The 22,456-nt window shown below is 33.9% G+C and carries 19 protein-coding genes; 7 read left to right on the top strand and 12 right to left on the bottom strand.

Annotated elements, in window-relative coordinates; all coding sequences use genetic code 11:
• Positions 1-76 precede the first annotated feature (76 nt).
• The 3 genes from HYG87_RS05175 to HYG87_RS05165 all read right to left on the bottom strand — a co-directional run bounded on the left by HYG87_RS05175 (position 77) and on the right by HYG87_RS05165 (position 4,035).
• Positions 77-1,984: a beta-CASP ribonuclease aCPSF1 gene (locus HYG87_RS05175; protein WP_211534149.1), complete on the bottom strand. Its 1,908-nt coding sequence runs from the start codon at positions 1,982-1,984 to the stop codon at positions 77-79.
• A 95-nt stretch (positions 1,985-2,079) separates the two neighbouring features.
• Positions 2,080-2,712: an archaeal proteasome endopeptidase complex subunit beta gene (gene psmB / locus HYG87_RS05170; protein WP_211534148.1), complete on the bottom strand. Its 633-nt coding sequence runs from the start codon at positions 2,710-2,712 to the stop codon at positions 2,080-2,082.
• A 231-nt stretch (positions 2,713-2,943) separates the two neighbouring features.
• Positions 2,944-4,035: a formate--phosphoribosylaminoimidazolecarboxamide ligase gene (locus HYG87_RS05165; protein ID WP_211534147.1), complete on the bottom strand. Its 1,092-nt coding sequence runs from the start codon at positions 4,033-4,035 to the stop codon at positions 2,944-2,946.
• A gap of 424 nt (positions 4,036-4,459) precedes the next feature.
• On the opposite strand from HYG87_RS05165, the gene HYG87_RS05160 reads away from it, so the two are divergent.
• The 4 genes from HYG87_RS05160 (at position 4,460) to HYG87_RS05145 (ending at position 12,652) form a co-directional block, all read left to right on the top strand.
• Positions 4,460-5,185, top strand: coding sequence for a class I SAM-dependent methyltransferase (locus HYG87_RS05160; protein ID WP_211534146.1), 726 nt, complete (start codon positions 4,460-4,462; stop codon positions 5,183-5,185).
• Between the two features lie 405 nt (positions 5,186-5,590).
• Positions 5,591-9,340 (top strand): PAS domain S-box protein, encoded by a 3,750-nt coding sequence (locus HYG87_RS05155; RefSeq protein ID WP_211534145.1) that lies wholly within the window; start codon positions 5,591-5,593, stop codon positions 9,338-9,340.
• A 38-nt stretch (positions 9,341-9,378) separates the two neighbouring features.
• Positions 9,379-11,901 carry a PAS domain S-box protein gene (locus HYG87_RS05150; RefSeq protein WP_211534144.1) on the top strand — a complete coding sequence of 841 codons (2,523 nt, stop codon included), beginning with the start codon at positions 9,379-9,381 and terminating at the stop codon, positions 11,899-11,901.
• A gap of 106 nt (positions 11,902-12,007) precedes the next feature.
• A complete protein-coding gene (locus HYG87_RS05145) occupies positions 12,008-12,652 on the top strand; it encodes a DUF429 domain-containing protein (RefSeq protein WP_249164898.1) in 645 nt (214 codons plus the stop codon).
• Here HYG87_RS05145 and cofG read toward each other — a convergent pair.
• The 5 genes from cofG to HYG87_RS05120 all read right to left on the bottom strand — a co-directional run bounded on the left by cofG (position 12,637) and on the right by HYG87_RS05120 (position 17,244).
• Positions 12,637-13,740, bottom strand: a complete 1,104-nt coding sequence (gene cofG / locus HYG87_RS05140; RefSeq protein WP_211534143.1) for a 7,8-didemethyl-8-hydroxy-5-deazariboflavin synthase CofG — start codon at positions 13,738-13,740, stop codon at positions 12,637-12,639. The genes HYG87_RS05145 and cofG overlap by 16 nt on opposite strands.
• Positions 13,741-13,762: 22 nt before the next feature.
• Positions 13,763-14,203 carry a DUF2120 domain-containing protein gene (locus HYG87_RS05135; RefSeq protein ID WP_211534142.1) on the bottom strand — a complete coding sequence of 147 codons (441 nt, stop codon included), beginning with the start codon at positions 14,201-14,203 and terminating at the stop codon, positions 13,763-13,765.
• A 100-nt stretch (positions 14,204-14,303) separates the two neighbouring features.
• Entirely contained in the window at positions 14,304-15,254 is a 951-nt protein-coding gene (mptA, locus tag HYG87_RS05130; protein ID WP_211534141.1) for a GTP cyclohydrolase MptA, read from the bottom strand.
• A 247-nt stretch (positions 15,255-15,501) separates the two neighbouring features.
• Positions 15,502-16,188, bottom strand: coding sequence for a DUF2100 domain-containing protein (locus HYG87_RS05125; protein WP_211534140.1), 687 nt, complete (start codon positions 16,186-16,188; stop codon positions 15,502-15,504).
• A gap of 6 nt (positions 16,189-16,194) precedes the next feature.
• Entirely contained in the window at positions 16,195-17,244 is a 1,050-nt protein-coding gene (locus HYG87_RS05120) for a histone deacetylase family protein (RefSeq protein ID WP_249164897.1), read from the bottom strand.
• Between the two features lie 107 nt (positions 17,245-17,351).
• Here HYG87_RS05120 and HYG87_RS05115 point away from each other — a divergent pair, with 107 nt between their 5' ends.
• From HYG87_RS05115 to HYG87_RS05105, 3 genes are all read left to right on the top strand, one after another.
• A complete protein-coding gene (locus HYG87_RS05115) occupies positions 17,352-17,759 on the top strand; it encodes a GerW family sporulation protein (protein ID WP_211534139.1) in 408 nt (135 codons plus the stop codon).
• A gap of 188 nt (positions 17,760-17,947) precedes the next feature.
• The gene (locus HYG87_RS05110) at positions 17,948-18,442 is read left to right on the top strand and encodes a DUF2953 domain-containing protein (protein WP_211534138.1); all 495 of its coding nucleotides are present in this window, start codon (positions 17,948-17,950) and stop codon (positions 18,440-18,442) included.
• Positions 18,442-18,726 carry a hypothetical protein gene (locus HYG87_RS05105; protein ID WP_211534137.1) on the top strand — a complete coding sequence of 95 codons (285 nt, stop codon included), beginning with the start codon at positions 18,442-18,444 and terminating at the stop codon, positions 18,724-18,726. Before HYG87_RS05110 ends, HYG87_RS05105 begins: the two co-directional genes overlap by 1 nt.
• 10 nt (positions 18,727-18,736) lie before the next feature.
• Here HYG87_RS05105 and HYG87_RS05100 read toward each other — a convergent pair whose 3' ends face one another.
• From HYG87_RS05100 to HYG87_RS05085, 4 genes are all read right to left on the bottom strand, one after another.
• A complete protein-coding gene (locus HYG87_RS05100) occupies positions 18,737-19,633 on the bottom strand; it encodes an MBL fold metallo-hydrolase (RefSeq protein WP_211534136.1) in 897 nt (298 codons plus the stop codon).
• Between the two features lie 44 nt (positions 19,634-19,677).
• Positions 19,678-20,157 (bottom strand): Lrp/AsnC family transcriptional regulator, encoded by a 480-nt coding sequence (locus HYG87_RS05095; protein ID WP_211534135.1) that lies wholly within the window; start codon positions 20,155-20,157, stop codon positions 19,678-19,680.
• Positions 20,158-20,403: 246 nt separating this feature from the next.
• Positions 20,404-21,000 (bottom strand): DUF4013 domain-containing protein, encoded by a 597-nt coding sequence (locus tag HYG87_RS05090; protein WP_320055116.1) that lies wholly within the window; start codon positions 20,998-21,000, stop codon positions 20,404-20,406.
• Between the two features lie 278 nt (positions 21,001-21,278).
• On the bottom strand, positions 21,279-22,445 hold the full coding sequence (locus HYG87_RS05085; RefSeq protein ID WP_211534133.1) for a tRNA (guanine(10)-N(2))-dimethyltransferase: 1,167 nt from the start codon (positions 22,443-22,445) through the stop codon (positions 21,279-21,281).
• Between the last annotated feature and the right edge of the window lie 11 nt (positions 22,446-22,456).

Genomic DNA, 22,456 nt, shown 5'->3' with positions numbered 1-22,456 from the left:
CATGAAATTATAATAATAATAATAATAATAAATTAAAAAACAATTAATATATCATTTTTTTAATCCTCTACCCTAATCACTGTATTCGCACTGTTTCAAGGTTCATCGGGGTCTTTGTTTCTATTTTATAACTACGATATAAACTGGAAGCAAGATCCAGTGTTTTATAGTTATCTCCATGACATATAAGGATTTTTTCCGGCTTTGGACTCAGTCTTCTTACATAGTCCATTAACTGGCGCCGATCAGAATGACCACTGAATCCCTCAATGGTTTTTATTCCCATATTTACATGGAATACCTTGGTCTTACCTTCCTCTTTAAGGGGAATTTCTTTCCATCCTTTTTGTATCCGTCTACCCAGAGAACCTTCAGCCTGATAACCTACAAATACCAGAGAATTTCTCTCATCTCCACAAAGCCATTTAAAGTATTCTACCGAGTTTCCACCGGTAAGCATACCTGAGGTGGATAAAATGATGGAAGGTTCTCCTTCTACAATAGATTTTCTCTCATCAAGGCCATTAACTTTATGAAATACTTCTGATATGAATGGGTTACGCCCCATATGGAATATCTGATCTCTTAAATCTTTACTCAAATACTCTGGCCGGGCGGTGTGTATAGCATTGGCTTCCCAGATCATCCCATCAATGTATATGGGCACGTCTTCTATTAAGCCATTCCTCATATACTCTTCCAGCACAATCATTAATTCCTGGGCCCTTCCCACGGCAAATACTGGAATTAATATTTTACCTCCACGTCGCAGGGTATGATAAATTGTTTTCATGAGCTCCTTTTCAGCGGTGTTTCGGGAAGGCTGCACATCTTCATGCCCTCCATAGGTACTCTCCATAACCAGGGTTTCTATTCTGGGAAACTTGGTTACTGCTGTTTCTAAAAGACGACTCCGCTCATATTTAAAATCACCGGTATAGACCATATTATGCTGTCCGTCTCCAATATGCATATGGGACATTGCAGAACCAAGGATATGGCCGGAATTATGTAATGTTAATCGGATATCGGGAGCAATATCGGTTACCTCCCCATAATCCAGAGTAATAGTATGCTTTACACTTTTTTTAACATGCTTTACATTAAATGGTAATGGTTCATCCTCTCGATGAGCTATATCTATATGATCCAGCTGCAGGAGAGTCATCAGATCCCTGGTGGGAGTGGTGCAGTAAACCGGCCCTTCGTATCCATAGTGATAAAGATACGGCAAAAATCCGGAGTGATCCAGATGGGCGTGAGATATTATAACGGCGTCTAGATCATCCAGAACAAATTCAGGAACATTTAAAAAGGGATAAGAACTTTTTTCATCTCCTCCTGCAACATTCACTCCGCAGTCAAGCAGTACTCTACTATTGGGTGTCTGCAAAAATAAACAAGATCGTCCTACCTCTCTAAAACCTCCCATAGATGTTAAACGAGTCCAGTCATTTTCATATTTAATGCCCTGATGGATTCTGTTTCCCAATTCTTGTAATATTTTTTTTCTTTCTTTACTATTATGGCGTAAAGTTCTACGGATTCTCTGGATAATCTCTGAAGAAATAGGAGGGGTTCTTAAAATCTTAGGAGCCCAACCAATTTTTTTTACAATTTCTCTAGATGTGCTTCCGTATTTCCCAATAACCAGCCCTGGTTTCCGGGCTTCAATAATCACTTCGCAGGTAACTTCATCAAATGAAATATTGGTAATCTTTGCTTCTTCCGGCACTATTTCATGAATCTTAGCAATGGCCTTTTCAGGTTCACTCAGTACGGAACGATCTGAACGAATAATTATCCTTTTCCGAATATCTTTGGCCAAATCTCTAATAAGATCTCCGTTTTCAGTTATAATTTCCGGATTTTTGGTGTATATCACCACCTCCGGGCCTTCGAACTCTACTTTGGCCACCTGTACCCTTGGTGGTAATCCATGCACTATTGTCTTTTTGATTTCTTCAAGAATCGCTGAAACCATACAATCACTTCTAAAAAAATAGAAAATAGTATAAACTTAGTTTACACTAAAAATTTAAGTTATTATAAATAAAATTTAATAAGAAAGAGAAAAAATCAGTTTATTTCTTCAATTCTTTTTTTTACTTCTTCCTCAGCAAGCATTTTAAATCCATCTTCTTCATTTATGATGGCTATCAGTATGCCATTCCCAGAGAAGGTGTCACGTTCCATGGCGGATTTAAGTGCTCTGATGGCAATGTCAACCCCTTCTTCAACATAAAGGTCTTCACTGTAACGATCTTCCAGAACACCATAGGCAAATGGAGAACCTGATCCGGTTGAAATGAATTTGTCTTCAATCATTCCTCCTGCAGGATCCAGAGAATAAATCTTAGCCCCGGTATCATCCACCCCTCCTAAAAGGGTCTGAACAAAGTAGGGATAAAATCTTGATGAATGTAAAATATTTGAAGCCAGGGCCGAGGCCGACTCGATACTCATTTTTTCGCCGTTTCTCATTTTGTATAATACTACTTCAGCACTTATGTATTTCATAAGAGTCTGAGCATCGGCAACAGATCCAGCTATGGTTGCTCCGATATGATCGTCTATTTTGAAAATTTTTTCTGCAACCTTATGGGCAACTAGATTACCCATACTGGCTCTTCTTTCTGTGGCAAAAACAACTCCGTCTTTACAAGTAATACCTACAGTTGTAGTGCCTTTTAATGTGTTTTTATCATCCATAAATACACCTCGAGATAAAAAATAATAGTAAAAAATCAGTTCTAACCCTACATTTGCCTTCATGTTATATAAATATTTTCGGTATGCTCTTACTATTTTTAATTATTAAATTTAATAATTTTAAGGGATTCTTAAATTGAGGTAGGTTCTGTTACTAAACCAACATTAAACTATTAATTAAAAAATAAAAGATGGCATTAAATAAAAAGGAAGAGGGATTTATATATTTATTTAAGTTATTAAGTTATCTAACTTATCTTCCTTAAGACCATTTTTTATTTCACGGGCAATCCTTTGCCCCATACTCATTTCTTCATCAAATAGCAGGTAACTGTAAGCAGAACCATTCATAAAGGTGTTGGTTCCTCCATCTGTCCGGGCACTCATCTCAAAGGTTACAATCTCCAGATTATCGGTACACATGGTCTGTAGACAGAAGGGCCCATTCATTCCTGGTGGCACCAGATCCTTAGCAGATTCTACCAGGCTATCCCCAATCTCAAATACCTGGGGAAGTAAGGATTCTCTCATAACCACAGGATGGTTCCCGGTGATTACATAGGATGGACTTAAACCTACTTCTAATTGATCTTTGGCAGGTATTCTTACCAGACCATCGATATTTGATTCAAATCTACTATCCATACCAAGCACTTCTACTTCATCATTGAGTACGGAGTAAAAGAAGTGCACACAGAAGTTGGTTCCTGAAACATATTCTTCGATATGGGCTTTAGGAACATCATCCTCATCTATCCATTCTCTCTTGAGCATGGATGCAATTTTTTCATCATATTCTTCATGCGAAGATGCTACAAAATATCCCTTACCTCCTCTGGCACCGGGAAACTTAACCATTACGGCCCGATCAATATCTTCTGCATTATCATATTTGAAAGGCATTCTTATTCCAGATTCAATTATTAATTTTCTCTCCAGATCCCTTTCAGCCTCCCATCTCAAAATATCCCGGTTACCGAACATGGGGACGTGAAAATCATTTTCAATTCTATCTAATCCGGCATAAGCTACAAAAGAGCCATGGGGAACAACTACACTGTTCATATCCCTCAATTGTTGTTGTACTTCCTCATTTACAATGTCACTAAATTTATCCACCAGTATATATTCATCTGCTACTTTAAAACGCTGATAAGGCACTTCTCTTCCTTTTTCACAGACCACGGCAGTCTTGAAACCTTCTTTTTTAGCCCCTTTAAGTATATGTAGTGATGTGTGGCTTCCTAAAGTTGCTATAGTTGTTTCTTCTTTATCGTATCCTTCAAGGATACTTGAAATTTCATCTTGGTTTACTTTGCTCATAAAATTCCCCTTAATTAATTTAATTCACATTTAATCAATTAGGCCAGCCATAGCACCATGTTCTCTAATTGAAACTCTGGTGCCAATTAAACCGGATTTAATACTCAAAATATTAGTTGATGTGTATTGGATTATACTAATAGATATTTTTTTTGTCTTGATACTAAGTCTTATGTTTTAATAAGTCCTTTTTATATTCCGCCTATCGAACAATATTAGTTTAAAACGAGATTGCAAATTTAAGCTGGGAAATGATAATCACTATCTAATTTGCTCATACCCTTTTTATCAAATGACATTTAATTTGAAATTTGAATAAAATACTTTAAACTCCCAACTTAAGCATCCTCCAACCAAAAATCTTATAGGCATAAATAATATACAATTTCATAAATCATTTTAATTTTATTTTAAGGTCATATATATGAAATGGAAGCAAATAGGCCACGTTGTGGTAATAAATGAAGATTTAGATGATGTTTCTAATTTTTTAAAAATTCCGGGCGTAAATACAGTAGTCAAAGTGGGTAATATTAATGGAAAAACCCGTAAACCGGACGTTAAACTGCTGTATGGGAATCAGACAGAAACAATCCATAAGGAAAATAATTGCCTTTTTAAGCTGGATGTTTCACGGGTGATGTGGTCTAAGGGCAATACTGCTGAGAGAATTAGGATTGCCCGCCTGGTGGAAGAAGGCGAAATAGTGGTGGATATGTTTGCCGGAATAGGCTATTTTTCTGTACCACTAGCAGTTCACTCTAAGCTGAAAAAGATGTATTCTATTGAAATCAATCCCGAAGCTTTTCATTATTTAAATGAAAATATTATATTAAATAAAATTCAAGCGAAAGTAAAAACTTTTTTAGGCGATTCTATGGAGATAGCTCCTAATTTATCTGCAGATAGAGTATTGATGGGGTATATTGGGAATACTCAGGACTACCTTCAATCAGCTATGGATTGTGTGAATGAAGGTGGAGTAATTCATTATCATGAAACGGTCCCAGAAAAAATAATGTCTAAAAGGCCCATAGAACGAATAAAAAAGGCGGCTGGGGAAAGGAATGTGAATATTACTAAGCAGAGGATTATTAAAAAGTATTCTCCCGGAGTGGTTCATGTAGTGGTGGATGCTAAGATTGATTAGTTTTTAATCTGCTTGGGGTTTTCAGGTTATGATTAGTATTATTTAATTAATATCTAGAATTTTTCTTTTTAGATTTTTAAATAGATTACATTTTTAATTTATTATCTTTTAATTTACCTCATATAGTCCTCAATTGTTTAATAACGATTTAAAGGGATAAATAATGGTTAATCTAAAAATTCTTTTATTTAATAACTAATATTAAATAGGATAAATCATAATAAATTATTAAAAGTTATACTGGCATAAGGACTATTTAACCGGGATTTTAACCAAAAACCAGTAAAATTGTAATAATTATTTGGAAGCTTTTTAATAATTTAATTTAAAGGGGTAAGGAAACTTATACTGGCGTTTTAAGTTGATCTATTTTACAACATCCAGTTAAGGGGGGAGGATGTTTTTATGCCTGCGGCGCGTATTTTAATTGTAGAGGATGAAGGACTCACAGCAATGGAGCTTCAAAGGAAACTAAAATCAATGGGTTATGATGTACCCACCTTTGCTTTTTCTGGAAGAGAGGCTATTATTAAGGCCGAAGAACTTAAACCAGATTTAATTTTAATGGACATTATTTTGAAAGGACAAATTGATGGTATAACTGCTGCTGAAGAAATATCAAAACATCAAGATATTCCTATTATTTATCTTACTGCCCATGGGGATGATAATACTCGAAAAAGAGCAGGCAATACGGTATCTTATGCCTATCTTTTAAAACCATTTGATGAAGAGGAACTACAAAAAAACATCGATCAGGCATTGTATCAACACCATCTGGATAAAACCATGGAAAAAGACCCTTTTCTAGATAAAAAAATTAAAAAAACGGGAGGGGCAGTAATAATAACTGATAAAGATGGAATTGTCCAGTTCATGAATTACAATGCTTCTTATATTACCGGCTGGGATAAAGAAGAGGGTATTGGGCAAAAAATTGATGAAATATTTGAACTACATCGTAAAAAAACTGCCAGTATAAGTAAAAATCCGGTGCTGGATCTTTTGAAAAATAAAACTGCAGAAATAAAGGGTAGATCATGGCTAAAAACAATTTCCGGATCCTATGTTCCAATTGACTATATGATAGCCCCTATTAAAGATTCGGAGGTGGATATAGTAGGTTCCACCCTTATTTTTAAAGACATAACCCATGTGGTGGATGAAGAAGCCATTGATAATCTGATAAAAAAAATTTTACGCAATTCTTCACCAGTATCTGCCTTTTTTGATTATAAAGGAAACTTTATTCAAGGCACCACTGGCTTTTGTGGGATAATGGCAGACGATTTAGAAATTGATAATTTTAATCTTTTTAGGGACATGGGAATGGATGATGATTTATTATTAAAACTGGAAAAAGAAAACTCTGTAAGCTACAGCCAAACTATCTCCTCCTCTTCCAATAGTTGTTTAATTTGTAAACCCCAACTGGATAATAAAATGGAAGTTAAATTAACTGTAAGCAGGTATACAGATGACTCACATAATATTGATGGATTTTTACTTAAATTGAATAAAAAGGAAGAAAAATCCAGCAAAATAACTCCGGAAAAACATTCAGTCCGAGTTGTAAATACCTTAAAAACTTCTCCGGAACTAATCTCTAATGAAGATAAATTAAAAGCGGCTCAAGTCATGGAGTATAAATTTGAACCAATTCTTAATACCATAAATGCTGTTTTTTTTGCAATAGATCGGAATTTTAATTGTATTTACTGGAATAACTATGCTGAAAATTTAACTGGTGTATCCAGGTCGCAAGCCTTAGGTAAATCAATATACGATATATTTACTCAATTAAAAGGGATAGAAGTGGAAGAATTATATAAAACAGCACTTAAATCCCAAACTCCTCAGAGCCTGATAGATGAATACCCTAATTCTAATGGCACCAGAGTGTATGAAATAAATGCTTATCCTTCAGCAGGGGGGGTTGCTGTTCTTATTCGGGATGTTTCTGAAAATAAAAATGTAGAAAATGATTTAAAAAATGAAATGAATTTTTTTAAATCTCTACTTGAAAAACAAAAGAATCTGGTTTGTGTTATGGATAAACTGGGGAGCATTATTTTTACCAATAACAGCTTTAAAAAGTTGAAAAATCCTTCTAATTTCAAATATCTACTTTCTTTGGAAAATAAAAAAGAATTTGAAGAGAAATTCTTAAAAAAGATCAATCCCAATAACATAAATCTAAAAAATAATCCTTTAAAATTATCTAATTCTAAAATTAATCTAAATTGGGATATAGTGCCTCTGGCTGACTCTGCCCCGGGCAAATTTATGGCAGTGGGGTCTATTGCAGGAAATTACCAGGACGAAATAGAAGCACTGAATGCAAAAAACAGGGATTTAATAAAAATTCAAGAAGATCTACAGACTGAACTGGCTCAAAAGGAGGAAAAACTGGAAAAAGCTGAAAAAAGTGGATTAGAAATTTTACAGGAAAATCAAGATTTAAAAAATGAAATCCAGGAAAAAATAAAATCAAAAAAAATTGATTCATATAAACTGAATCTGGAAATTAATCAGCTTAAAATAGCCAAAAATGATCTAAAAAACGAGTTAAAACAACTAAAAGAAGAAACTCAGAACATGGCCAAAATAGATGAAAATGAGCCATCATCAGACCTTTTGATAAAAGAGTTAAATGAATATAACCTAAATCTCAAAAAAAATCTTGAAAATTCAGTAAAACAGGCTAATAAACTTTCAGAAGACAATAAACTTTTACAAAGGGAGCTTGCAGAATTAGAATTTATAAAATCCAGAAACCAGAAAGATTCAGAAGAGATGAAAAAGGAATTTAACCGACAAATAGGAGACTTTAAGGGCGATATTGCCCAGCTAAAACAGATAAATGATTCTTTATTAAAAGAGTACACTTTACTTGAAAAAAATTCTATTAAAGAACAGGAATTACTTAAAAATGGTCATAACATTTTGATTGAGGAACAAAAAAACTTGATAGATTCTCTTCAAAACTTAGAAAGTCATGTCATGGCCCTGGAAAAGGATAACCAGAATCATGAAAAAGATAAAAAATATTACTTAAATAAATTATCCCAATTAAAGGATATTAAAAAATCTTTAGAAGAAAATAATCTTAAAATTAAAGAAAAATCCGATAAAAAATCTTTAGAACAGGATAAAAAGATTAAAGAGCTTAATAACAAATTGGAAACTTTAAAAAATCAGAAATCATTTCTTAAAAATGAAAAAGAAAATCTGATGAAGGATATTAAGAATATACAATCATTACATCAATCACTGGAGATTGATAATGATAATCTAAAAAAGAGCCAGAGAGAACTGCTGGATAAATATTCCAAAATCAAAGAAAGTTCAAAAAAATCTTTAAATAAACTTGAAAAAGAAAATAAAGAGCTTAAAAGAAGTTTGAATTCAATTAATCAGGAAATTAAATCGATAATGGCAGAAAAAACTGAAATAATTCATAATATGGGGAAAAATTTAGAAAAACTGGAAAAGGAAAAGGCAGACAATCTTTCAAAATTAGATTCTATAATGAATGAGCAGGATGAATTGAAAGCCCTTTTTGAAGAAAAAAATAAATTATTTGATAAGGAAAGAAAAAGCTTTGAAAATAACCTTAAATCATTGAAAAATATTCTTAAATTAAATTCCAAAATTTTCAGGGAAAAATTATTAGAAGACATCAAAGAAAAGCAGAATCAGATGGAAGAAGCAATTATTGCCAGTGAAAAACTTTATAATCAATCAATTTCTTACTCTAATGGTTCTGAAAATTTAAATACATATTTGGAAAGCATAATTGAAGATTTCATCAATAAGAACCATTTAAAACCTGATGAATTTAAAATTGATATTAAAATCAATACAATAAATTTAAATGAAGATAGCTGGTTGACTTTAGGTTTAATATTAAGTGAAATGTTATCCCTGGTAATTAAAAAATCCCCTTCACGATCTGGTGAACTTAAAATCATAATTGCTCCCTATGATAAGGAAAATAGACTGGACATGATTACTGATTTAACACTTGAAGTAGAACATGATGCTGAATTCCAAATTATAAAAGCACTATCCCTGGAGATAGGTGGCCGATTAAAGATAGGTACTTCCTCTAAAAAACTATTTGAACTATATTTCCCTTCTAAAATATTTTAAATCATTAATTATAATTAATTCAATGGAAAAGATTTAAAATGACCCCTTTTAAAGTTTTAATTGCTGAAGATGATAATATAACGGCTCTTCAAATAAAAAAGAAACTCTTGAGCTGGAATTTCCAAGTTATTGGCATTGCTTCTTCAGGTGATGAAGCAGTAGAGATGGCACTAAATACTCTACCTGATGTTATATTGATGGATATTATTTTAAAAGGAAATATGGATGGTATAAGTGCTGCAAAAATAATTTTACAAAATCTTGAAGTGCCCATTATATATTTAACGGCCTATGCTGATGAAAAAACCATGGAAAGGGCCAGATTAACTGAACCTCAAAATTATATAGTGAAACCATTTGATGATATGGAATTGAGATTTGCCCTGGAAATGATTTCCCATCGAAAAAATATGGAAAAAAAACTCCTCAAATCACAGAACAACCTTAATCTCATCAGTGAAACTATGGATGATTATGTGGGTCGTTTGAATCAAAAAGGCATTATATCTTTTGTTTCTTCTTCTATAAAAAGAACGCTGGGCTATAATCCTTCTGAATTTTTAGGAAAGCCTATTTTTGAATTTATACATCCAGAAGACCTGGAAAAAACTTTAAAAGCCTTTAAAGAATGTGGAAATAATAAAAAATCTATAAAAATAAGAAGCAGGTTCTTCAATATTCATCAGAACTATACCTGGATTGAAAGTATTTTAACTCCTCTTTTTAGTGATGAAGGCCAATTTAATGGGGCTATTTTTAGTAGTAGGCAGATAAATGACCAGATTGAAGTAGAGGAAGAACTTAAATATGCCATGAACTACTCCCGAAATCTAATTGAAGCCAATCTGGATCCTATGGTAACTATTAGTCAGGGTGGGAAGATAATGGATGTAAATCAAGCCACTGAAGATGCTACCGGAATTCCTAGAAATCAATTAATTGGAACTAACTTTTCCCAGTACTTTACTCTCCCGGAAAAAGCCATGAGGGGCTATCAAAAGACACTGTTTTACGGGTCCCTTAAAGACTATCCTTTAACTTTGAGACACATTACTGGAAAAACCATGGATGTACTCTATAATGCCACAGTATATAGGGATAATGAAGGTAAGGTACAGGGAGTTTTTGCTGCAGCCCGAAATATTACTAAATTAAAAAAGGCAAATGAAGCTTTAAAGCTTTCTGAAAGACATTTTAGATCCTTAATTGAAAATGCACTGGATTTAATACTGGTTTTAAATAAAAAGGGCGATATAACTTATGCCAGCCCTTCTGTGGAAAAAACTTTTGGATTCAAAGTTCATGAAATACTGGGCTTCAATATTCTTGATTTGGTCTTTTACCAGGATATTTCCCTGGCCAATGAAGCACTATTTGAGAAACTAAAAAAATCAAAACAGAGTATTGACTTTGAGATCAGGTTCCAAAATGAAAATGGATCATGGATGGTATGTCAGGTGGTTGCCCAAAACCTTTTAAATGATCCTGCAGTTAAAGGGATAATTTTAAATATAAAAGATCTTACTCAACATAAAATGGCAGAAAAAGCCCGCAATAATCTTGAAACAATATACAGCACCCTTTTGAAGGCCAGTTTAGATGGGGTTATTGCTATGGATCTGGAAGGAAATATCACTCACCTGTCTCAAAAAGCTATTGAAATTTTAGGAGGAGATAAAACCATAAATTATCACTCCAAAACAATTTTTGATATTGTATCTCCCTCTAAACACCAGCTTATTAAGGAAAACATGGAAAAAATTATTGTGGATGGTTATCTGCACAACATAGAATATAACTTCATCAGGACAGATGGAACTAAATTCACAGGCGAAATGAATTTTGCACTATCCCATGATTATCAAGGTACTCCTAAGGGATTTATATCTACTTTAAGAGATATAAGCATTCGTAAAGAAATGGAAAACCAGATTAAGAAGTCTTTAAATGAAAAAGAGATACTACTAAAAGAAGTACATCACCGGGTTAAAAACAACATGCAATTAATATCCAGTTTAATTGGCTTGCAGTCGGAACAAATACATGATGTTGCAACCAGAGAAATGTTCGAGGATAGTAAAAACCGTATAAAGTCTCTGGCTTTAATACATGAGATTTTATATGCATCAGAAAGCATGGAAGCAGTAGAATTTTCAGAATACATTGTAAACCTGATAGAGGGACTGAAAAGTTCCTATAACCATATCAGTAAGTCTATTGCGATAGATATCCAGGCCAAAAAAGTATTAATGGAAATTGATCAGGCCATCCCTTGTGGGCTAATTATCAATGAACTGGCCTCTAATTGCTTTAAATACGCTTTTAACTCTGAAGATGATAACCAAAACTTTAAAATGGGAATAAAATTTTATTCCCGAGGTGATAAAATTTTTTTAAATATTGCAGATAATGGCCCGGGTTTGCCCGGGAATCTTGATTTTAGAAACACTGAAACACTGGGTTTACAGATAGTATGTACTCTGGTATCTCAATTAGGTGGGGAGATAGGTCTAGATTCTTCCAATGGAACTAAATTTAATATTAATTTTAAAAAATCTTAGAATAAACTTAAAATATATTGCATCTTTTATCTGCAACTAAATTTTTTCAAAATAAATTATCTCACCTAAGGCAATTAAAAAAAAACACGTGATTAAAATTAAGATTATGGGAATTGATTTATCTGCTAAAACAGAAAACGATACGGGAATAACCATTATCCACCATAATAAATTATTTTTTAAAACAGTATTTTCAGATGAGGAAATTCTAACTGAGATAATAAATGAGGGTCCGGTGGTGGTGGCTATTGATGCTCCCCTCTCACTGCCTAAGGGCAGATGCTGCCTGGAAAAAGAGTGCAAATGTAGCATAAGAGGGCATTTTAGGGATTCTGATAAAAAAATGAGAAAATTTGGAGGAGTTTTACCTTTAACCTTTTATGGAATGAAATTATTAACTCATCGGGGCATTCAACTTAAAAAATCTATAAAAACAGTCATGGGCAATAACTTAAAACTTAAAATTATAGAAACCCATCCCCGAACATCAGGAAAAATAATGGGTTTAGGGCAGGATAAACAAACTACATTTAATGCTTTAAATAACTTTTTTTGGGTAAATAAAAAAGCTGATGAATTAACTAACCATGAAATAGATTCTGCTCTTGCTGCTTTAACCGGTGTTTATTATATTTTTGAAAAATTTAAAGAGCTGGGCGACCCTTCAGAAGGAACCATAATCATACCCGAAACCGAAATTAATTTTGATAGAGATATGAATACTTTTTTTCCTAGCTACTTTAAGTTATAAAATTTTAAATCAGCTATTTTTTCCAGTATCTGCTCACTTAGATATTCAGGGTGCATATACCGGGGATAAACAGCTAATCTTTCTTTAAGGAGGTATCCCGCTTCTGTGGTTAGTTTTTTTAATTCTTCTATTTCAGGCCAGGGCGCTTCCGGGTTCACAAAATCAGGGGTTAGCGGAGAAACACCTCCCCAATCATCCAAGCCACACATCAAAAAAATCTGTGCAGTTTCGGGATTGAGATTAGGGGGTAGTTGAATACTAATATCTGGAAAAATTAATCTGGCAACACAAACTGTTTTAATCATCTCTAAGATAGAGGGTTCTTTGTGTTTTTCCATAGCAATACCTGGTTTAGAATGGAAATTTTGAATAATTATTTCCTGTATATGCCCGTATTTGTCCTGAATCCTGCGGAGTTCCAGGAGAGATTCTGCCCTTTCCTGCAGGGTTTCACCTATACCTACTATAATCCCGGTAGTAAAGGGTATTTTAAGTTTTCCTGCGTTTTCTATAGTCTGAAGCCTTAACCAGGGATTTTTACCCGGACTTTTTTCATGGGCAATGGTGGACATTAGGCGCTGGCTGCTACTTTCTAACATCAAACCCATGGAGGCATTAACCTCTTTAAGCATTTTCAAATCAGCATAAGAGATTGTTCCGGGATTTGAATGGGGTAATAAACTGGTTTTATTTAAAGTCTCCTGGCAGATATGATAGAGATATTCCACCATATTGGCAAAACCTAATTTATTAAGAACTTCTTTTAAAGGGTTTATTTCTTCTGGACGCTCTCCAAATGTAAATAAAGCTTCTTTACAACCATATTTTTCTGCTTTTTTCAAACTAAGCAATACTTTAGTGGGGTACATTAGAATATCTTTACTCACTGTATCTGGAGTTTTTTTAAATGTACAGTAACCACAATCATTCCGGCATAGTTCAGTAAGGGGCAAAAACACGTTTTTAGAAAAAGTAATATGGGGGTGCTCTCTTTTAGAATTAGCATCCTTCATTAAGTTTAACACTTCTCCCCCTTTAGAACTTAATAAATTTATTATTTCGTGCCTGGAAAAAGATTTCAGGGACATTCAATTCTCCCCTATTTAATTTTTAACATTCAGCATTGGAAAATACAATTTCAACAAAACAGGGACCAATGCCACTTTTGTCTTTCCATAAAACAATGAAAAATCCTATGTTTTCTAAAAATCCCAGTTTGTATTCCACCAGGAAATTCATGGACTCTAAAGATTCTTTCATTTTGTGGATTCCTCCAGGATCAGTATCTCCCTGGATTTCCACACTATCTCTTATTTGCTTGTCCATCAAGGTTATAAGTGAAGCTGCATCATCAGAGAACATATCTATTTCTTTAGCTCCCAGTACCTTAAATAAACTTTCCAGTTCTAAATTCATGTTGTTAGCGTCAATTCTTTTTTTAGACCTGCCTCTAACTATTAATATTTGCTCAGCATCTAAAGCCGGTCGGGAACCATCAAATGCTTCCATATATTCCATTACATTTCCGGCAACTTTATGAAGATTTATCAAAATACATCCTCCTTAAAGGTGTTATAGTAGATTATATTGCTTAATTATTATTATATTCAGGTAAAGAAAATAAATTAAAGCAATTAAAGGGATTTATATTTTAAATATGGTCCATCCCTTCAATTTCATATTTCAATTCGCCCATGGTGGCTACTTTCTCTGCAAAAGCATCATGTCTATGGATGCTTTCTTCATTGACCTGGCGTACGGTTACCATAGTATCATCCGGTAAAAATGAAAACTCTTTTACTATTTTATGCACCATGTTCCGCACACAATCTTCTACAAACATGGGATTCTTATGGGCTTTTACCACTATGGCGTTTTCATCTGGCCTTTTTAGAAGTTCTGAAACGCTGGCACTCATGGACTCTTCAATGATACGGATTAGTTCTTCTCCCCGGATGGTATGATCTTGAGGAACCTCAATCATGATCATTCCCCTCCCTCTCTGATTATGAGAGGCAAAAGAAACCGTATTTAAAACTTTTTTAAGGGTATCATCATCTAAAAATTCTGCCAACTTTTGTCTTGAAGTTTCTTTAACTGATTCCTGGGCACAGGGACATACAGTCATACCCACAACTTCAGCCCCAATCATTTTTCGGATTAAAACCTCATCCCCATCCCGGTATCCAATGGCATCTGCCATGATCTTGGTCATTTCCTGGGATTTATTATCGGTAACTGGCGACTTTTTCATGAACATGAAGTCACTTTTCATGCTCACCTCTGCCCTTTTAGCATACTTATGTTTTTTAAGGAGGCTGTTAACAATTTCTGCACATAATGACTCCACTTCTAATGCAGTATCTTCCACCATCTCTTCCAGGACCTCACTTATGGCTTCTGGATTTCTGGACATGTGGATACCTCTTTGCGTACTGGGTAGATCCACAAAAGCATCAAAAGTAGGTAAAAGTATTATAGGTCTTTTTCCGTCTCTTTCTATTTTTAATAGTTTTTTTACCCCACTTACTCCCACCCGGGTAAGGTGAACTGGAATAATGGGAATATTATCTTGTGTGTCAGGGAAGCAAACTAAACCCAATTTTTCACCCCGAATATCCTGATAAACATTTTAATTCTACCATTAATCATCACTTAAATTAAAAATGACCAGAATAAAATTCTAATCACTGATAATACAAGCAAAAATTATCTCTAAAATATTTTTATTTATTCAAATCTAGATTAATCATTATTAGATATAAACTTTTGATTATTTACAAGGAATTTTTTTTATAAATGCAAACGGAAATTAAATTTCCATCATAAATGTTTTATTTATAAAAACCTTAATTTTCTAACTCTAAAAGAATATCAACCAGTTTTGAATCATTGAGATCTTTTAAATTACCTTCTAATACTACACGGGCTCCATACAATTCTGATGCATTTTTACCTAAAATATCTCCATTTAAATCTGATTCTGCAATTACTAAAATATTCTTTAATTTCAATTTTTCCATTTTTCGGGAAATATCATTTTTCACATGTGTTATTTTCTTATCAATGGACTTAAGGGCAGCATCAGGTATTTTAGGATTTAATTGTTTCATATCTTCTACTTTTAGTGGAACCCCCGCTACCACTATTTGCTGTACATTCACCCCCATCTTCATCAGCATCTTCTTATAATTACTTTTGGTGGTTAGAATTATCCATTTTTTTGAAAGTTCATGGACTTGATTTTGTGAGCTGATTTTTTCCATTACTCCAAAGTCAGCCAGCATACTATGAATATTTTCCCGGGCATCCAAAAGTTTGTTGGTAAAATCACCGGCTTCCCGGGCTGATAAACCATGGGATGGTAAACTGGTGTAAATAAAATCTTCAGCAGCAATAAGATCTTTTAAGGCTCTTTCATAGGCTTTAACATCTATAAAACCTTTTTTAGCATCTTTTAAAATTTCAGTACCCTGAGAAGTCTTACCTGCTAATTTAATTAGATTTTCTGCTTGCTTAGTCCTTATATTATCCATGTGATATCACAATCCCCAAAATGGTGAAAAAGTATCTTTAATTTCTTTAAAAGTTTCCAGAGTGTTTATTGAAACCTTATCTTTATTTAAGTATTGGGTCTCTATTTCTTTTTGAGTTTTATATTCCCCTAAAGGAAGTAATTTATGGTCCAATAAAGAATTTATAAAAACGGTATTGGATTGGGCCAGGGCACTTAAATTGTACCCTCCTTCTAAAAGAACTGCCATGGATCCCTGCAGCCCCATTAAATAACCTCCCACCCAGGAATAAAAATCTTCATCAATATTTATCTGAGATAGGGGATCATCACGATGGGCATCAAAACCCGCTTCTACCAGCAAAAGATCTGCTTTAAATCCATTTATTACAACAGGCAGTATTTTATCTAAAATCCATATATAATCTGCATTATTTGATCCTGGAATCATAGGAATATTCAAATTGAAACCCATTCCCGGGCCGGAACCTATTTCTTCCACGAATCCTTTTCCCGGGAATAGAGTATAGGGGTCCTGGTGGATGGATACATACATTACCTCCGGGTCATCATAGAAAATATCTGCATCTCCATTGCCATAGTGAACATCAAAGTCAAAGATTAAAAAGCGCTTTTTATCATCTTCTGCACGAATTTTTTCCACAGCAACAGCAGCATTATTAAATAAACAAAAACCCATAGCTCTTTCTCGTATAGCATGATGTCCGGGGGGTCTTGACAAGGAATAAGCCCATTTTTCTCCTTGTATAACTTTTTTTGCAGCCATTATCGCCCCTCCTGCTGCTAAAAGTGCCACCTGATAACTTTGAGAAGAAGCATAGGTATCATTATCCAGATAACCTCCTCCCTTCCTACAAAATTCTTGAATAAAGTTCACGTGCCCGGGAGAGTGAACCCGTAGCAGATCTTCTTTTGATGCCTTTTCTGGAGGAGATACAGTTAACCGGGATAAAATATTTTTATCATGCAACTTTTGCATTATGGATTTCGTTCTATCTTTATTTTCAATATGATAGGGTTCCTGATGTAGTTCATAATCTTTAGAATGGATTAACACCTTAAACTCATCCTGAATTTCATTAGTATTATGGATATATAGATAATTATTTATTGTTTTTTAATAATATTATTAACTGGTAGAAAGTATAAGTGGAGGCAATTTATATGAAAATAGAAGATCCCATAAAAACAACAGTGGAAGAACTCAGAAAACTCCTGGAAATAAATAATTTTGTAGGAGAACCAATTGAAACAGAGGATAAAATGTTAATCCCTGTAATGAAGATGGGAATGGGTTTTGGAGCTGGAATGGGTAAAGGTGAAGCTCCATCTGGTGAAGGTGGAGGTATGGGTAGTGGTGCTGGTGCTGCAGCCGGGGTGGAGCCAGTGGCCATGGTAGTTATTTTAAAAGGAATTCCTGGACCAGAAGGGGTAAGGGTACTTAATCTCAGTTCCGGTGGCCCTTTGAGTAAGGCTATTGGCGAGATTGGTACAGTAATCACCGATGTAATAAAAGAGACCCGTACTAAAACTAAAAAAGAAAAAGCTAAAGAGGAAGAAGCCGCGGAATAAATTTTTTTTGAAGATTTATTAGAGTTCGGATTATATTTTTAGATTAATGTATAATCAGGAAACTCCTGGACAGGTGGATATAATTGCTATTAATCCCCACCATTTTACTTATTTTGGGATTTATCCTGCTAATGATACTGATAATCCCATTCCATATCTCTTTAAATTTGAATAAAACTGGGGGACTTATGGAAGGAACATTTAAGATAAAATGGCTCAAAATCACCCTTATAACTAAAAAATTCCCTGAAAAAGGAAAAGATAAGGATGAAAAAGAAGATAAAGACGAGGAAGATAAAGAAAAAAAATCTGAATTTTCCCGGGAAGATTTCACCAAAACTCTTTTACTCCTTATGCAATCAAGAAAATATTTTTTAAAATTTTTTAAGATGGTATGGCATTCATTTTCCCTGGAAAAATTTAAGTTACATATCATTCTGGGCTGGTCCAGCCCGGTGGATACTGCTATTACCATGGGGTATATTTGGTCTGCAATGGCTATATTGGCAATATTTCCCGCACTGGATTTTTCAGCCCGCCCTGACTTTTCAAAAGAAAGAATAGATGGTAACGCTTTTTTGAAATTTAAAATTCAGTTAATAAAGCCTTTCCTGGGAATATTATGGCTTTTAACAAAAAAACCAGTTAGATCGCTGCTATGGAATCTTAAGAAGATGAAATAATGATAAAAAACGACTTAAATGGATTTAATTTCCATGAAGAGAAATTAATTCTGGAAAAAATTCAGATAAATAACCGTGAAATTCATCCCCTGGTTAGGTTATCTATATTTTATACCGAATCTGGTTTAACCACGGTTTCCATTAATCCCATGGCCTGGCTGGTACATGAAGGAAATTCCGAGGATATTGAAGCATCCGCTGAAAAATATATACTCCTCTTTGATGGAGAATTTGAAAAAGAGCCGGAAACTCTTTTTAATTACTTTGAAGAGCATTTGAAATAATTTAATATTTCTATTTTTTCAGGGATAATTTTTTACGCCGGGATTCCAATAAAAGAGGTTTTTTATTTACTAATTGGGATGCAGGCATCAACATACCACTTATACTTTTATTCAGGGCCTTAATAATCTTCAAACCCTCCGCATTTCTTAATAGATGATGATCAACTATAATTTGAGGTATATGATTTCCTATTTCTTTCAAATTTTGCAGAGATTTACTAAAATCCTTTTCTGATAAAATATATCCTTTTAAGTAGTGGGGTGGCCCACTTATAATTAAAATATCTGGTGATTCCTTTAAAATATATTCAAAGCTATTTTTTGAAATGGGGCCCTGCATATCTGATGCATGCAATATCTTCTGGCCATTGTAAGTTATGCTAACAGCCACTATATTACCCAGAGGACTTCCTTTTTTTCCATGAGGCAGTGCAGGGGAAAAAGTGAGCTTAGTTTCTCCGGATTTAAAAGATTTAGGATTAGATCCCTTTTCACTATATATTAGTTCACAGTCAGGAAGAATATTCAAATTTTCTATTAACTTTTTAGCTCTTTTTTTCTGATTCTGATTGATATTATGCTGGGGATTTTTTAAAAAAACTTTTTTTCCAGAGTAAAGAGTCTTAGCATCTTCTATTTTTGATTCCAGGTAAATATTTTCTTCAAAAGGAGTAAAATGATCATGGTGGTAATGGCTAATGGTGATTATGTTGGCTAAACTAGCCCACTCATTAATGGAGGTTCTGGTTTTTTTAAGGGCAATTAATTCTTCATTAGAAGGAGGCAATTTGAATCTAAAGGGCGTTAATGCTGCACCGGGATCAATTAATATTTTTTGATCAGTTTCCACATAGGTGCACATAGAACGCACCCCCATGCTTTCAAATCCAAGTGGAAGGATTTTCATTATTTTCCTTTAGCTGGCTTTTAATGGAATAATGAATAATTACACTAAAGCATTTTAGGAGATCCTAAATCTTCTTTAACCACATTTAAAACAGTTTGAGTGTAGGTTCTTTGCACATCAGGTTCTTTTAATAATCCTTTGACAAATTCATCCAGACCATTGGTGTCCTTAAATTTAGCTATCAGGAAGGCGTCATATTCTCCTGTAACATCATAAACTGCCAGAACATTTTTATGATAAGCGGTACGGTTTTCCCAATTTTTTAAAAGGCCACCTTTAACCCTTACTCCAATTATGGCGGTTAATTTGTAACCTAAACGAGAATGATCGATTATTGGAGCAAATTTTTTTATGACCCCTGTTTTCATTAATTTTTCCACTCTATTGTGAACGGTACCTACTGAAATATCTAATTCTCGGGATATTTTTCTATAGGACATTCTACCGTCTTCATTTAGTAAACTTATTATTTTTTCATCAACTTGGTCTATTTTGATAAGTTCCTGGTCTTCTTTAATTTCCATAGAGGTCACCAATAATAAATTTATGAACATTGTTTAATTATATTATTGTTTTTAGGTTTGTTTATTAATAAAGGTGCACCTTGCTATGTAATAATGAACATACTCGTTTTGCTGGATAATTTAATCTTAATTGATAAAATAAGTTTAAAATTGTCTTAATAAATAAAAAATCTTTCACATGCTATAAAATATTAATCAGGCATAAAATTGACACTAAAAATAAAAAAATAAAAAAAGATTTTTTAATTATTCAAAAGCGTATATCAGTGCTAGTGCTCTACTGTAAACCAGAGATAGGTAAGGATAAACTACTACTACTGCAACTATAGTACCTAAAATTGGTATAAAATTTAATATACTGGCAATGAATCCACCTACTGCACCTACCACTACTAAGACAATGTACCATAATATGTAGTCCACCCATCCAATCTGAGAAATTATTTCCAGAATTTCACTAAAACGGAAGGCAGCTCCAAGATCACTATCATAATAGGCCATATTTGCCAGAGCTATAGTTGCTACAAGTCCTAAGATAATACCGGCTATTGCAGCAATTAGAGTAGTAACACCAAAAAGTGCGAAAAATGCTGTGGGGTCTCCTGTGGGAGTCATAGCAAAAATTGATCCACCTATACCTATAAACATTATTATTGCTGGAATCAAAAAGTAAACAAACTGTACTACAAATACTTTTAGCCCGTCAACAAGCATATCTCCCCATTCATCGAATTCAGGAAGTTCTTCAGAGCCTGCTATAGAAGCTTTGAGTGCTCTAAAAATGTATCCCATGGCTAGAAAAATTGGAACAATTAAAAAACTTATTATTGATAGAAGTCCCAATATTATGACTTTTTTCCAGTCCGAAGAAGGGTATTGAATAGCATCTGAATAGATTTCTCCAATATCCATTATTTCACCTCAATTTTTTATATATTGGCTTTAAGCCACTGATTTTTATGTTCATTCTTATTAATAAATTCATGGAATGGCTATTAAAAATGGCTAAGGGCCTTTTAAAATAATATCATTTTTATAAAATTAATTATTTTTTTGAATAATTTATGAGGGGCATTAATTTACAGTTTATTTTAACCGGAAATGATGCTTTTATTTCTATATTAACTCATGAATTGTCTCTTATTCAAACTCAGAACTATTTTTTCTATCTTACTAAGAGGGGCATCGGTTTTAATTCCTGTAGGCCGGTAATGGGTGCGATATGCACTGTACCCTTCACGTTTTAAATCATTTAAAACATCCATTAATGGAGGCGAGCTGATTTTAAGTTTTTTAGTAATTACATGAAGGTCATAAAAACCAGGCGGCGCATCATACTCTTCCATACAAAGATTAAGGAGTTTTATCACTTTTTTTTCCTGGTTTAGACTTTTTTCTGATATCATTTCCAGCATGGAATTTATAAAGGAATGGTCCTGTATCTTACCCAGCCACATAGGACCTCCTCTTAATAATTTTTCCCCACATAGGGGGCATTCTTCCAGAAGGCTGGGCGCTATACCGGGCACCGAATCTCTAAAAAGGCACTTCCTGCAATGAATTATAAATCCCAAATTTTCCAGTGACTTATCAGTTTTAGCGGCTCCTTTATCTATTTTAAAGTAAATCCTCATATAATGCTCACTGGAGTGGGACAACTTCACATCCACCATTTTTTTATACTTGGCAAAAGTCCGGGCCACAAAACTTATCAGGATACGTATACCATTTTCATGGCAGTATTCAGTTTTCAGGGGCAAGGAATTATATTTACGAATACAAGGCTCTTTGTAGGTTCCACATAATGCAGAAGTATCAGTGGCAGTCACACAAAGCATTGAATCGGCTTTAAGTGAATTGGCTGCAGATTCTATAAAGTAGGAAGGTGTTCCAAAAGGATCAATATCTATGACATCAAACTTACCTCGATTATTTCTCATAACAAGATTAGCATCGTCATGACTTAATTCCATATTGTCCACGCCATTCAACTGACGATTTTTTTCGGCAAATTCCAGGGCCAGGGAACTAATATCATTAACCAAAACTTCTGATACACCATCTACTTCCTGTGAGTATCTGATTCCCCTAATACCACTTCCTCCAAAGGCATCACACACTTTAATATCAGCATCCCTCTCTTTTCGGAACTGTTGCAGGGCCAATACAGAAATATCTCTGTTTAGTTCCATTACTGGATTGTAAAATACCGGTGCCCGGGCAGATACCTTTTCAAAAGTCGGTATGATTATTTTAATCTGCCCTTCTTCAATTTCTATTTCTTTCATTTTACCACCAG

This window comes from Methanobacterium alkalithermotolerans (genome assembly GCF_018141185.1).
Taxonomy (GTDB): Archaea; Methanobacteriota; Methanobacteria; order Methanobacteriales; family Methanobacteriaceae; genus Methanobacterium_F; species Methanobacterium_F alkalithermotolerans.
The sequence above is the reverse complement of the archived record's forward strand: the minus strand, read 5'-3'. Positions and strand labels throughout refer to the sequence as shown.